Raw genomic sequence first — 13472 nt, 5'->3', positions numbered from 1 at the left:
ACAACAACCATTTTGAAGGAGTGGATTCGTTTGTTTAGAAGAAGGGGTCGTAAACCAGCAGGTATTCTCGTATTGGTGTTAATGCTGAGCACACTTTTGGCAGCATGCGGAGGAGGAACTTCCGGCGGTGCTTCAGGAGAAAACAAAGAGAATGGTTCAGCACAGCAAACAGAGGAAAATACCTCAACAGCTTTGACAGGAACAATTGAAATTGATGGTTCAAGTACACTGCATCCATTAACCGAAGCGGTTGCTGAAGAGTTTGGTGCAGCTAACCCTGATGTCCGTATTCCAATCGGAACAGGCGGAACAGGCGCTGGCTTCAAACGTTTTAACAACAGCGAGATCGCAGTATCCAATGCTTCCCGTCCAATTAAAGACAGTGAAGCTGAGGAAGCAAATGCCAATGGCATTACCTATCATGAGGTTCTGGTAGCTTATGACGGACTGTCCGTCGTTGTTAATCCAAGCAATGAATTCGTAGATAAATTGACCGTGGATGAGCTCAAGAAAATTTACGAGCCAAACAGCACCGTAAAAACATGGGCTGACGTTCGTGAAGGATGGCCGGCAGAGGAAATCAAGATTTACTCGCCAGGTACTGACCACGGTACATTTGATTACTTCACAGAAGCAATTAACGGTGAAGCACAAGCAAGCAGAAACGATAGCCAAATTACGTTCAGTGCTGATACAAACGCAGTCGTACAAGGGGTAGCTGGTGACAAGAACTCCATCGGATACTTCGGATTCTCCTTCTATGAAGAGAACCAAGATAAGTTGAAGCTGGTTCCGATTGATAACGGTACGGCTACAGTAGCTCCAAGCATGGAAACGATCAAGGATAACAGCTACGCTCCATTGTCCCGTCCGCTGCTGCTCTATGTTAACGATAAAGAGCTTGAGCGTCCAGAAGTGAGTGCATTCATGAACTTCTACCTTGAGAATGCCGCTAGTCTTGCTGGCGAAGTCGGATTCGTACCGCTTCAAGATGATCAGTACAAAGCAGAAAAAGACAAGTTGGCAAAATAATTAAAGACTAGATGCCCGGAGGGAATCCTCCGGGTGACCCATAGAAAGGGAAGAGGAGAATGAACAAAACTTCACCCGTGGCGGTAAACACAAAAAGCATGACATTCCGTCGAAGCAAAACACGCATCTCAGACAAAATCATTCCAATCTTACTCGGCTTGTGTGCCTTGCTTTCGGTGTTTACTACCATCGGTATTGTATATACGCTTCTGCAGGAATCCGTGATCTTCTTCAAGGAAGTACCGGTATGGTCCTTTCTGACTGGAACGACATGGAGTCCGATTCTCCCTCCAAAAGAATTCGGCGTGCTGCCCCTGCTGGGCGGCACATTGCTGATTACAGGCATTGCGATTCTATTCGCAGTGCCTATCGGCTTGGCATGCGCTATTTATCTCAATGAATACGCTCCTGCCCGGGTTCGGGGGGTTGTAAAGCCAGTGCTTGAAGTATTGGCTGGTGTACCAACGATTGTTTATGGATATTTTGCACTTGAAACGGTAACGCCATTCCTTCAAAAGATTTTTCCCAACATGGGTATATTCAATGCGCTTAGCGCGGGTATCGTGGTAGGGATCATGGTCCTGCCGATGATTTCATCTTTAAGTGAAGACGCGATGCGTGCGGTACCCAAGAGTCTTCGTCACGGTGCCTACGCGCTCGGTGCTACCCGATTTGAGGTTGCACTGAAAATTGTGCTGCCTGCCGCTCTGTCGGGGGTCGTGTCATCCTTCGTATTGGCATTCTCGCGTGCGATTGGTGAGACGATGATCGTAACGGTGGCTGCTGGTGCTACGCCGCAGCTGACGCTGAATCCGCTGGAAAGCATCCAGACCATGACTTCTTATATCGTTCAGGTAAGTATGGGTGATGTTCCGCGCGGAACGATTGAATACGGCACGATTTTTGCGGTAGGTCTGACCTTGTTTGTCATCACCTTCTTGCTTAATATATTGGCGCAGTGGGTCGCTCGCCGCTTCAGGGAGGAATACTAGATGGAACAATTGAATCTGGGAGATAGCAAAGGAATCAACCGGAGACGCCGTAGTGACCAGACGCTGCACATTATATTCCTGGCTTGTACCAGTATCGGTATTCTTGCCTTGATGGCTTTGATTGTTACGATTGTGACGGATGGCATTTTCAGACTATCGCCTGATCTGTTCACCAACTATCCGTCACGTATCGCGGATAAAGCAGGACTGAAATCGCCGATTGTCGGCACGATTTACTTGCTCCTGCTCATGGCTCCGCTGTCCTTCATATTAGGCGTTGGCGCAGCGATCTTTCTTGAAGAGTATGCGGGCCGCAGCCGCTGGGTTCGGCTGATTCAGCTGAATATCAGTACGCTTGCAGGGGTTCCTTCTATTATATATGGTATCCTGGGGCTCGCTATTTTCGTACGTGGGATGAATCTGGGCCGCAGTCTGCTCTCCGGGGTATTAACGATGACGCTGCTGGTACTGCCAATTATTATCGTTGCCGCTCAGGAGGCGCTTCGCGCCGTGCCTAAGAACCGGCGCGATGCTTCTTATGCGCTGGGCGCAACAAAATGGCAAACGGTATCCAGCGCTGTACTGCCTTCAGCGATTCCAGGAATTATGACCGGGGTTATCCTGGCCTTGTCTCGTGCGATTGGCGAAACCGCACCGCTGATCATGATCGGTGCCTTAACGTACGTGGCCTTCTTGCCGGAAAATCTGCTCGATTCGTTTACTGTCATGCCGATCCAGATCTTTAACTGGATATCAAGACCAAGTGAGGCTTTCCACGAGCTGGCGGCTTCGGGTATTATTCTGTTGCTCATCATGCTGTTCATCATGAACATTATCGCCGTGTGGATCCGGAACAAGTATTCGAAGAACATCTAAGAGACCCTTAAGCAGATCTAATCGTGAAAAAGGAGACATGAATAAGATATGGAATCCATCATACAGATTAAGAAATTAAACCTTTACTATGATACGTACCATGCGCTTAAAAACGTGGATCTGGACATTCCGGAGAAAACGGTGACGGCGTTCATTGGACCGTCGGGCTGCGGTAAATCCACGCTGCTGCGTACGCTGAATCGGATGAATGATATGATTCCTTCCACCCGGATTGAAGGCAGCGTGCAAATCGGCGGGACGGAAATCTACAGCGAGGAAGTCCACGTTGAAGCCCTGCGCAAGCAGGTAGGGATGGTGTTCCAGCAGCCGAATCCGTTTCCTAAATCGATTTATGATAACATCGCCTACGGGCCGCGACTCCACGGTATCCGCAATAAAGCAGAGCTTGACCAAATTGTGGAACAGAGCTTGAAGCAGGCCGTGCTGTGGGATGAAGTCAAGGATTATCTCAAGCGGTCCGCGCTGAGCTTGTCCGGGGGCCAACAGCAGCGTCTGTGCATTGCCCGGGCACTTGCCGTACAGCCGGATATCCTGCTTATGGACGAAGCTACTTCCGCGCTGGACCCGATTTCGACCCTGAAAATCGAAGAGCTGGTACAAGAGCTGAAGAGCAAATACACCATCGTTATGGTAACGCACAATATGCATCAGGCCGCCCGCGTATCCGGGCAGACGGTATTTTTCCTGAATGGCGAAGTGGTTGAATCCGCAAGCACCGATACGCTGTTCTCGACGCCGTCGGATGCACGTACCGAGGACTACATCTCGGGCCGATTTGGTTAACCCATAATCACTAATATGATCTTTCTTAAAAGTAGATAGGAGGAGCATCACACATGATCCGGAGAATTGAGTTTGATCAGCAGCTTAATGAGCTGAAAACCTTGCTGCAGGATATGGGCAAGCATATGGAGGAGGCACTGGCGAGCAGTGTAGAGTCTCTCCAGACCTTGAATGCGGAGAAAGCGCAGGCGGTTATCAAGAACGATGTGCAGTTAAACACAATGGAAGAGCAGATCATGGAGATCGGCTCCCGCTTGATCGTAACCCAGCAGCCTGTGGCGAAGGATTTGCGCCGGATATTGGTTGCTTTCCGAATTGCCAGCGATCTGGAGCGGATGGGCGACTTGGCTCGTGATGTCGCTAAAGTCACGATCCGTCTGCAAGGCCAGAAGCTGATCAAGCCCTTAGTGGATCTTCCACGGATGTCGGATTTGGTGCGTGCGATGGTCTCGGAATCCATCGAATCCTATCTGATGGAAAACACGGATTTGGCTTATAAAATGGCCCAGGATGACGATCAGGTCGATCATTTGTACAGCGTCATTCTGCAGGATCTGTATTCGCATCTGACTTCCGATCCGGATTCGGCCAATCAAGCGATGCTGCTGATCATGGTGGGCCGTTACATTGAACGGATCGCCGACCATGCCACGAACATTGGCGAGAGCACCGTGTACCTCGTAACGGGTCACCGTCCCGACCTCAATCAATAGCATCATGACAGTCTAACGCTGGCGAAAGCTGGCGTTTTTTTCGAGAATTTAGAAAACTCCAGCGAAGCGGAAGCAATTCTTTAATCGCATTTATAAATTTGGGCCCCCCGCAAAGTATTTGGAATAAGCATCGAAGCACAGGCTCCACTTTGTGGGGTTATTTTGCGTTTCATCAAGAATTCATCGTTAATCGAACGGATTGTTCGGAATTGGCGGTAACCTATGTTATCATGTGGAAAGGAAGTAATATTGGTGCGAGGTGTTCTATGGACAAGCTGATTTTGATTGATGGAAATAATATCATTTACCGTGCATTCTTCGCGATGCCGCCGCTGACCAATGCCAGCGGTCAGCAGACGAATGCAGTTTACGGCTTTACGACCATGCTGCTTCGCTTGATTGAGGAGCATAAACCGACTCATATGATGGTGGCATTCGATGCCGGTAAGGAAACGTTCCGGCACGCGGATTATCAGGATTATAAGGGTGGCCGTCAGAAGACTCCTCCCGAGCTATCCGGACAATTCCCGCTGCTCAAAGAGCTGCTGAAGGGTCTTGGCGTCTCCCAGTTTGAAATTGGCGGTTATGAGGCCGATGACATTATCGGCACCATTACCCGTCAGGCTGACGAAGCTGGCCGCAAGGTGATGGTTGTATCCGGGGATAAGGATATGCTGCAGCTGGCTTCGGAACATACCACGATCGCGATGGTTCGCAAGGGCGTTACCGATATCGAGTATTACGGACCGGAACAGATTAAGGAGCGATATAACCTGACGCCTGATCAGATTATCGATCTTAAGGGACTGATGGGCGATGCTTCCGATAACATTCCCGGTGTTCCAGGAGTGGGTGAGAAGACGGCTCTGAAACTGCTTCATGAATTTGGATCCGTAGAGGCCGTGGTGTCACGTACAGATGAGCTGAAGGGCAAGATGAAAGAGAAAATCGAAGAGCATGCCGATTCCGCCATACTCAGCAAGAAGCTGGCCACGATCTTCCGTGAAGTTCCGCTGGAGTCGTCGCTGGATGACATGGCCTTTACAGGGCTGAATGAAGAGACGGCAGGACCTGCACTGGCGAAGCTGGAGTTTAAATCGCTGATTGAACGGTTAAACCTGAGCACAAGCGGAATGGGCGGAGATGCGGCTGAGTCGAAGCCCGAAGCGAAGATTGAAGTGACCCTTGTGGACACGAAGGAACTTGCGGAGGTTGCGGATAATCTGGCCCAGGTGACCGTGCTCCATGTTGAGACGCATGGGGAAAACCCTCATCATGCCGAGGTGATCGGGCTCGCACTCGCTACAGAGGAACGACAGTACTTCATTCCGTTTGAGGTTCTGAAATCGGAAGAGGCCGAGCCTGTCCGTACTTGGCTTGCCGATAGCGGGATCCCGAAACGCGGGTATGATCTGCACCGCATTGATCTGGCTCTCCACTGGCAGGGCATCGCTTTTGCCGGCGCAGCATTCGACGTGCATCTGGCTGCATATCTGCTGGACCCGACGGAAGCGAATCAAAGCCTTAGCGGGCTGGCTTCCAAATACGGGCTAGCGTATCTTCAAGCCGATGAGGATGTGTTCGGTAAAGGGGCCAAATACAAGGTTCCCGATGTGGAGAAGCTCAGCGAGCACATGGCCAGAAAATGCCTGGCCGTATCCGAACTGGTTCCCGTTCAGGAGAAGGAGCTGGCTGCTAATGAAATGCTGCCGCTTTTCCATGAGCTGGAGATGCCGCTGTCCCGCATTTTGGCCGATATGGAGAAACAGGGAATTGCCGTGAATGCGGAGGATTTGAAGGAGCTGGGTCGCGAGTTTGAAGGACAGATCGCGAAGCTTGTTCATGAAATTTATGAGATCGCTGGAACGGAATTTAATCTCAATTCGCCTAAACAGCTGGGCGAGATTCTGTTTGTGAAACTGGAGCTTCCGGTCATCAAGAAGACCAAAACCGGGTATTCTACCGATGCCGAGGTGCTGGAGAAGCTGGCGCCTTATCATGATATCGTCCGCCTGATCCTGAAGTATCGTACCTTGGCCAAGCTGCAATCTACTTATGTGGAAGGTCTTCTGAAGGAGATTTCGTCGCAGACTGGCAAAGTGCACACGTACTATCGTCAGACGATTGCCGCGACGGGGCGTCTAAGCAGCCAATTCCCGAATTTGCAGAACATTCCGATCCGTCTGGAGGAAGGCCGTAAGCTGCGCAAGGTCTTCGTTCCGTCCGAGCCAGGGTGGAGTATTTTGGCAGCGGATTACTCTCAGATCGAGCTGCGCGTGCTTGCGCATATCTCGGATGATGAACGGCTGAAGGAAGCTTTCGTCCACGATATGGACATCCACACCAAGACCGCGATGGACGTGTTTGGAGTCGGCGTGGATGAGGTGGACTCCAATATGCGCCGGTCCGCCAAGGCGGTTAACTTTGGCATCGTGTATGGAATCAGCGACTATGGCTTGTCCCAGAACCTGAACATTACCCGGAAGGAAGCCGCGGCATTCATTGACCAGTATTTCGAGGTGTTCCAGGGCGTGCGACGTTATATGGACGTGATCGTCAAGCAGGCGAAGCAAGATGGCTATGTGAAAACGTTGCTTGAACGCAGACGGTATCTGCCGGAGATTAACGCCAGCAACTTTAATCTGCGGTCCTTTGCGGAGCGGACGGCAATGAATACGCCGATTCAGGGAACGGCCGCCGACATTATCAAGCTGGCTATGGTCCATATGGACAAGGCATTGCATGATCGTCAATTGAAGAGCCGCATGCTGCTTCAGGTGCATGATGAATTGGTGTTTGAGGTGCCGGAGGATGAACTGGAGACCATGAAGGAATTGGTGCCGGAAGTGATGAGTCAGGCACTGAAGCTGTCGGTACCGCTGAAGTCGGAAGTCAGCTATGGCGAGAACTGGTACGAAGCGAAGTAAAGCTGCACATCGTGTCAACCGATAGAAGATCTTATATAGGGATCATGGCGTGAAGAGGGGCGCGATAAGCACCATACCTTTCCACAAAACCATGGTCCCGCTCTGTCCTAACTTCCGGTATAATGGGAAATGAGGTGAAGTCATTATGCCGGAATTGCCGGAAGTAGAAACCGTGAAACGAACACTTAACCAATTGATTAAAGGTAAGCATATAGATCATGTATCCGTGCATCTGCCGCGGATCATTCAGCGTCCTGACGATATTGAGGCATTTGCCTTTATGCTGAAGGATCATACCGTGGAAGGTGTAGAGCGCCGCGGGAAATTTTTACGGATATTGCTGGACGGGCTAGTGCTCGTCTCGCATCTTCGGATGGAAGGGCGCTACGGGGTGTACCCTGCCGAGGAGCCGGTGGAGAAGCATACCCATGTCATCTTTCATTTCTCGGATGGCACGGAGCTGCGCTATAAGGATGTACGCCAATTCGGAACGATGCATCTTTTTGCAACGGGGGAAGAGTTCCAGCATGCTCCTCTTGCCAAGCTGGGTTATGAGCCGCTGGATGAGACGTTTACGTTCGGAACATTTAAGGAAATCATCGGCAGTAAGAAAACGAAGATCAAGGCGGTGCTGCTGAATCAGGCATATGTGGTCGGCATCGGCAATATATATGTCGATGAGGCATTGTTTCGAGCCAAGATTCATCCGGAGCGCAATGCTAACAGTCTGAAGGATGCCGAGCTCAAACGATTGTATCATGCGATTGTGGATACACTAACCGAAGCCGTAGACGCGGGTGGTTCTTCCATTAAATCCTATGTCAATGGACAGGGTGAAATGGGGATGTTCCAGCACAGTCATCAGATTTACGGACGGAAGGACGAGCCGTGTAATACATGCGGAGGAATGATTCATAAAATCGTGGTTGGCGGACGGGGGACCCACTTCTGCCCGAAGTGTCAGCCGTTAAGGAAGTAATCCAATAGGCGTGCACCCATTCCTTTCCTCACACATATAATGTGGAACATATGTGGAGCACATGGAGCTGCTCTTCTTCATGAATGAGCCGCTTGATGTGGAGCTTACGAGGAGGGAAAAGGGTGCTCAGTCATATTTTCTCGTCTGTGCTGCTGGCTATGGCATTAAGCCTGGACGGATTTGGGGCGGGGGTTACATACGGTCTGCGCAAAACCAGGATACCGCTGCTATCTGTATTGATCATCTCGCTATGTTCCGGCTTGGTGCTTGGCGCCTCCATGCAGGCAGGCGCGCTGTTACAGCGGTTCTTATCCCCATCTGTGGCGTCCGTGATCGGAGCCGCCATTTTGATTTTGCTGGGCTTATGGTCTCTATACCAGCAAGTTCGCAGAAAAAACGAGTCTGATGTGCAGCCGGTTTCTAATAGGGATATTTCAAAGTCTCGTAGGGAAACGCAGGATGCTGAGCATCAAGTGAAATTACGACGTGAGGTTAACACGGCAGGTCAAGAGCATCTTCAGCGGGCGGTATTCTCTCTTGAGATTCCGAAGATCGGCGTTGTCATTCAAATTCTCCGCAGTCCCTCGAAGGCGGATCTGGACGACTCCGGCAGCATCTCTCCGTGGGAGGCGATGTGGCTCGGGATCGCGCTATCGCTCGATGCGTTCGGAGCAGGGCTTGGCGCAGCCATGCTAAGCTTCTCACCGCTAGGTACCGCAACGGTTGTTTCCTTGTTTAGCGGGATATTCCTGGTGCTGGGCATGAGGGTTGGTTTACGCTTTGCGTCCAAAGGCGGCATGCGTTTTATCTCTTATTTGCCTGCTTTTTTGTTAATCGTCATGGGTATAATGAAGCTGTTATGAGGTGAAGTCATGAATATCGGTTTAACCGGAGGAATTGCAACAGGCAAGAGCACCGTGTCCTCCATGTTGACCATGAAGGGAGCACTTCTCGTCGATGCGGATCTCATCGCCCGGGAAGTGATGCTCCCGGGTCATCCGGTGCTGGGTAAAGTGACCGAACATTTTGGACAAGCGATCCTGTTTGAGGACGGTACGTTGAATCGAAAAAAACTCGGGGAGATGATCTTCCATCATCCCGAGCAGAGAACGGTGTTGAATGAGATCACGCATCCGGCGATCCGGCAGGAAATTCGGGAACGGACGGAAGCGTATGAGCGGCAGTATCCGGACCGGCTCGTGGTAGCGGATATACCGCTGCTGCTTGAGGCTAAGGAGCATTATTCTTATCTTGACCAGATCGCTGTCGTCTATGTGCCGCGAGAGCTGCAGCTAGAGCGTCTGATGGTGCGCGATGATCTTAACAGGGAAGCGGCGGAAGCGCGTTTAAACAGCCAGATGGATATCGAGGAGAAGAAGCGTCTGGCGGATATCCTTATCGATAACAGCGGAACATTGGCCGAAACAGAGCAGCAGGTGGACAACCTGTGGAGCAGGCTGGTTCGGTTATGAGGTGGCTCCGTAAAAAAAGAGTGCTGCTTCTGCTGTTTGTCTCTTTTGTAGCGCTGCTGTTTCTGAGCTCGAACTGGATGACCTTGCTCTATCCGATTTATTATAAGGATGAAATCCGAAAGCATGCCGCTTACTATGAGGTCGATCCCTTCCTGGTGGCTTCCATCATTCGAGTGGAGACGAACTTCAAGCCAGGCAAGGAATCCAAGAAAGGCGCGCTGGGCATTATGCAGCTGATGCCGGATACGGCGAATTGGGCGATGGAAATGGCCAAGCTGCCATCGGTGAACCTGCTGAACGTGAAGAATGAAGTGGATGCGAATATCCAGCTGGGTACTTGGTATATTCAGAATCTGCACAAGGAAATGGACGGCAATCCGATTGCCGCTATCGCCGCCTATAATGCAGGCCCGGGGAACGTCAAGAATTGGATCAACAAGGGTATGTGGGATGGAACCTACGAGAATGTGAAGAGTATTCCTATCGGGGAAACCCGTCACTATGTACAGCGCGTGATTTATTATTATAATCAGTATACAGATGTGTATAAGGACGGCTTTTAACGAAAAAAGAGCGCTGGACAGGCTCTTACATCGAGCTGTCCAACACTCCTTTTTTAAGAAGAATCAATTATTGACCGGAGAATTGACCAGCCAATTGTTGCTCGGCCAGGGTTACAAGACGCTTTGTGATGTATCCCCCGATCGAACCGTTCTCGTAGGAAGTCATGTTACCTTGGTATCCGTCTTGTGGAATGGAGATACCAAGTTCTTGAGCTACCTCGTACTTCAATTGCTCAAGAGCAGCGTTTGCGCGAGGAACAACCAGGTTGTTGGAGTTGTTGTTGCTTTGTGCCATGTTAAGTTCACCTCCTTGGGTTGGTAAAAGTATTATGTCTCCGGTTTCGCATTTTCATAACATAAAAGAACAAAGTTTTGCTGGTAAATTTTTCTCTAACGCCATTCAAGGCGAAATACACTGAAACGAAGGAAGTGAAGATGACTTTATGAAGTGTCCATATTGCAGTTATGCCGGAACGAAAGTGCTGGATTCCAGGCCGGCTAACGAGAATAAATCCATCCGCCGCCGCAGGGAATGCGAGCAGTGCAGCAAGAGATTCACAACTTTTGAGATGGTGGAGGAAACGCCGCTGATCGTCGTGAAAAAGGACGGAAGCCGCGAAGAATTCAGCCGGGAGAAAGTGCTTCGCGGTTTGATCCGGGCATGCGAGAAGCGTCCGGTATCCGTGGACCAGCTGGATATGATCGTATCGGATGTAGAGAAGGCACTCCGCAATACGGCAGCAGCTGAGGTGGAGAGTCGACAGATCGGGGAGCTTCTAATGGAACGGCTGTATCCGGTCGACGAGGTAGCTTACGTCCGGTTTGCGTCCGTGTATCGCCAATTCAAGGATATCAATATGTTTATGAAGGAACTGAAAAGCCTGCTGTCCAAGGGTACAGACGGTCCGGAGCTGTAAGAGCGCCAGGGTTCTGCAGGATCCAGGTGCTCTTCTGGTGCTCTCATAGCACCCAATCTCATCATCGATAAGTGACATTATATAGAGAAGTAAAAGGGATACAGCACGTCATCAAAAAATGTGAAAAACATGTTGACATGCCTGCTGATTTTTTATATGATATAGAAGTCGCTTACGGGGCCTTAGCTCAGCTGGGAGAGCGCATCGCTGGCAGCGATGAGGTCAGGGGTTCGATCCCCCTAGGCTCCATACAAAGAAAACCCTTGGTTATCAAGGGTTTTTTGCTTTTTTTAGGAAACTAGGTTGATATCTGATCACTGATTTGGGGACGGATTGGGGACGAAATAAATTATTACTTTGCATAAGACCAGTTTATGTGCGAGTACAGTCATGCGATGTGCAACGATTGGGCGATTATACGATTACTGGGGGTAAGATTTGACTAGGTGTGAATTCAAGATAAAGAGTCTGATACGGAACGTCGGAAAAAGAAACCGTCAATTGCCCAGAAACTGGCTTATCAAACCGATACAACAAGGTAACTTAGGACTGTACCTAATGCGTTTCCGTGCCAGAAATACCACATTCGCATCTTCTTGATCCTTGCCAGTTCAATTCTAACTGAATGTTCTGTGGTGTGTAACTCAAATGCTATGATTTAGCGTTGACCAATTTTCGGTCGACAAGCACATAGACATAGAAAGCAACAAAAGTTGCGGCTTTACGTTGTTGTACATTGTACGATTATTGATCCTACGACAGGTGGAGCGACCCCTGACGGGCCTATCGTTTCAGTACGGCAGCGCATGTGCGCTGTTCAGTAGCAATCAGTAACACCGTATCGACAATAAACAGCACTTGGAATGTAACCGCAGCATTAATCATGGAGAACACCAGGGCACTCCCACAAATTCGTCAGTCTAACCGAGTCTGAAGCAAACCGGTTGGTTGCTAACCAGACTGTTAATTATTGGGTTAGGCGGATGAATAATCCAAGATGTGGATTCAGCGATGCATATGAACAGTACGCAGTTACTTATACTAATAACATGATCTGTCATGAGGAAATTGGTTATTGTTCAATACGATCATTCTTTGCGCGCGGTGTAATGATTGAAGCTGCAAGATACGCGGATCCATCGCTCAGACAACGCGCCGTTAATTATCAGGGATTTAAGGCATACCTGCTGAATGTAAAATGATTTATTAGATCACTTTGGCTTATGGAGGATATTCCCATCGGGCAACGGTCGTTTTCTGAGTGGTTGCAAAACGAAACAAATTCTTGACACCTTGTTTCAAATCTGAGATCGATTGTAGACTGGTTATATATTTTTTGATGTGAAAAGAACAAAAGTATTGTCAAAGAAGTTTCCACGTTAAGAATGGCTGACAGCTATTCAAAGTTTGTTATTGTTTAATCGTGGTTTACGGAGAGAAATACAAAACACTCTACCACACACTAATGTTTGTAATGTCAGTTACCAGTTTAATCGGCTGGCGCTTCTATTATGGAATTGGCGTTTAAGCAATTGGGATGAATAACAGACGCCTGCTTGCCGAAACAGCGCGCCAGAAACCCTGATATTAATTGTGGAGCTCTATTTGATCTGTAAGTGACAGAGGCATTTGATATTATGGAGTTAAGAGGAAGATTGAAAAACTCTATTGATATTGCAAGTGCATGTGATCGCATAAACCGAATCAGATGCTGATATTTTAAGAAAATCCTAGCGAGCGAATAAAGGCGTTAGTTTTATAATTTTATATGGGTAAGCCCCCGAGGTTCTCAGTTACTTGATTTAGAAAGTACGCTAAATCGAAGTTTGAAGATTTAGTAAACAATAAAACGCAACTAGAAACACAAACTCTACTTGTATTTCACACCCGTTTTACTGTAATCATCTAAACGTAGAGTGAAGACAAACAGAATGAAAACCAATGTCGCATGCTTAATGTGGCTGGCCAAAAAGGAGATACAGCATGAGGCAGGATGATTTGGCGATTCTGTTTCTTAGACTAACAAGATTTATTTGTGATCAGAGTTGTTTCATGGCTACTGATTAATCGCTTTTGGAGGAGGAAAATAGTTTGCCTCATCGGAGAAGAACGGAAGCAGTTGATTCTAAACTTATTGCAGTCAATCACCAAGTTATATTGAGGAAATATGGCTATTAATTAAAGAACTAATACTACT

The 13472-nt window shown here is 48.9% G+C and carries 12 protein-coding genes and 1 tRNA gene; 12 read left to right on the top strand and 1 reads right to left on the bottom strand.

Annotated features, from left to right (window positions below; genetic code table 11):
- Positions 1 to 30: 30 nt before the first annotated feature.
- The 10 genes from ABEW73_RS03465 (at position 31) to ABEW73_RS03420 (ending at position 10358) form a co-directional block, all read left to right on the top strand.
- On the top strand, positions 31 to 1032 hold the full coding sequence (locus tag ABEW73_RS03465) for a PstS family phosphate ABC transporter substrate-binding protein (RefSeq protein WP_430162109.1): 1002 nt from the start codon (positions 31 to 33) through the stop codon (positions 1030 to 1032).
- A 98-nt stretch (positions 1033 to 1130) separates the two neighbouring features.
- Positions 1131 to 2024, top strand: coding sequence for a phosphate ABC transporter permease subunit PstC (gene pstC, locus ABEW73_RS03460; RefSeq protein ID WP_372238813.1), 894 nt, complete (start codon positions 1131 to 1133; stop codon positions 2022 to 2024).
- Positions 2025 to 2900 carry a phosphate ABC transporter permease PstA gene (gene pstA / locus ABEW73_RS03455; protein WP_076324317.1) on the top strand — a complete coding sequence of 292 codons (876 nt, stop codon included), beginning with the start codon at positions 2025 to 2027 and terminating at the stop codon, positions 2898 to 2900.
- 48 nt (positions 2901 to 2948) lie between these two features.
- A complete protein-coding gene (gene pstB / locus ABEW73_RS03450; RefSeq protein ID WP_213643632.1) occupies positions 2949 to 3704 on the top strand; it encodes a phosphate ABC transporter ATP-binding protein PstB in 756 nt (251 codons plus the stop codon).
- Between the two features lie 53 nt (positions 3705 to 3757).
- On the top strand, positions 3758 to 4417 hold the full coding sequence (gene phoU / locus ABEW73_RS03445) for a phosphate signaling complex protein PhoU (RefSeq protein WP_430162112.1): 660 nt from the start codon (positions 3758 to 3760) through the stop codon (positions 4415 to 4417).
- Between the two features lie 266 nt (positions 4418 to 4683).
- Positions 4684 to 7344, top strand: coding sequence for a DNA polymerase I (gene polA, locus ABEW73_RS03440; protein WP_430162113.1), 2661 nt, complete (start codon positions 4684 to 4686; stop codon positions 7342 to 7344).
- Positions 7345 to 7489: 145 nt separating this feature from the next.
- Complete coding sequence (mutM, locus tag ABEW73_RS03435) at positions 7490 to 8323, top strand: DNA-formamidopyrimidine glycosylase (RefSeq protein ID WP_430162115.1); 834 nt, start codon at positions 7490 to 7492, stop codon at positions 8321 to 8323.
- Positions 8324 to 8445: 122 nt separating this feature from the next.
- Positions 8446 to 9186, top strand: a complete 741-nt coding sequence (locus ABEW73_RS03430) for an MntP/YtaF family protein (RefSeq protein ID WP_430162116.1) — start codon at positions 8446 to 8448, stop codon at positions 9184 to 9186.
- 9 nt (positions 9187 to 9195) lie between these two features.
- Positions 9196 to 9795: a dephospho-CoA kinase gene (gene coaE / locus ABEW73_RS03425; protein WP_430162118.1), complete on the top strand. Its 600-nt coding sequence runs from the start codon at positions 9196 to 9198 to the stop codon at positions 9793 to 9795.
- Positions 9792 to 10358, top strand: a complete 567-nt coding sequence (locus tag ABEW73_RS03420; RefSeq protein WP_098748394.1) for a lytic transglycosylase domain-containing protein — start codon at positions 9792 to 9794, stop codon at positions 10356 to 10358. Before coaE ends, ABEW73_RS03420 begins: the two co-directional genes overlap by 4 nt.
- Before the next feature lie 67 nt (positions 10359 to 10425).
- Here ABEW73_RS03420 and ABEW73_RS03415 read toward each other — a convergent pair whose 3' ends face one another.
- On the bottom strand, positions 10426 to 10653 hold the full coding sequence (locus ABEW73_RS03415) for an alpha/beta-type small acid-soluble spore protein (protein WP_053492022.1): 228 nt from the start codon (positions 10651 to 10653) through the stop codon (positions 10426 to 10428).
- A 148-nt stretch (positions 10654 to 10801) separates the two neighbouring features.
- Here ABEW73_RS03415 and nrdR point away from each other — a divergent pair, with 148 nt between their 5' ends.
- Both nrdR and ABEW73_RS03405 read left to right on the top strand, forming a co-directional pair.
- The gene (nrdR, locus tag ABEW73_RS03410) at positions 10802 to 11275 is read left to right on the top strand and encodes a transcriptional regulator NrdR (protein ID WP_430162120.1); all 474 of its coding nucleotides are present in this window, start codon (positions 10802 to 10804) and stop codon (positions 11273 to 11275) included.
- A gap of 176 nt (positions 11276 to 11451) precedes the next feature.
- A tRNA-Ala gene (locus ABEW73_RS03405) sits at positions 11452 to 11524 on the top strand.
- Positions 11525 to 13472 lie beyond the last annotated feature (1948 nt).

The organism is Paenibacillus lautus (assembly GCF_050482385.1).
GTDB classification, from domain to species: Bacteria; Bacillota; Bacilli; order Paenibacillales; family Paenibacillaceae; genus Paenibacillus_AQ; species Paenibacillus_AQ lautus_B.
The sequence above is the reverse complement of the archived record's forward strand: the minus strand, read 5'-3'. Positions and strand labels throughout refer to the sequence as shown.

Coding starts and splice junctions, on each gene's coding strand:
- pstB (WP_213643632.1), top strand. CDS start 2,949: ATGGAATCCATCATACAGATTAAGAAATTAAACCTTTACTATGATACG.
- ABEW73_RS03415 (WP_053492022.1), bottom strand. CDS start 10,653: ATGGCACAAAGCAACAACAACTCCAACAACCTGGTTGTTCCTCGCGCA.
- polA (WP_430162113.1), top strand. CDS start 4,684: ATGGACAAGCTGATTTTGATTGATGGAAATAATATCATTTACCGTGCA.
- mutM (WP_430162115.1), top strand. CDS start 7,490: ATGCCGGAATTGCCGGAAGTAGAAACCGTGAAACGAACACTTAACCAA.
- pstA (WP_076324317.1), top strand. CDS start 2,025: ATGGAACAATTGAATCTGGGAGATAGCAAAGGAATCAACCGGAGACGC.
- pstC (WP_372238813.1), top strand. CDS start 1,131: ATGACATTCCGTCGAAGCAAAACACGCATCTCAGACAAAATCATTCCA.
- ABEW73_RS03420 (WP_098748394.1), top strand. CDS start 9,792: ATGAGGTGGCTCCGTAAAAAAAGAGTGCTGCTTCTGCTGTTTGTCTCT.
- coaE (WP_430162118.1), top strand. CDS start 9,196: ATGAATATCGGTTTAACCGGAGGAATTGCAACAGGCAAGAGCACCGTG.
- nrdR (WP_430162120.1), top strand. CDS start 10,802: ATGAAGTGTCCATATTGCAGTTATGCCGGAACGAAAGTGCTGGATTCC.
- phoU (WP_430162112.1), top strand. CDS start 3,758: ATGATCCGGAGAATTGAGTTTGATCAGCAGCTTAATGAGCTGAAAACC.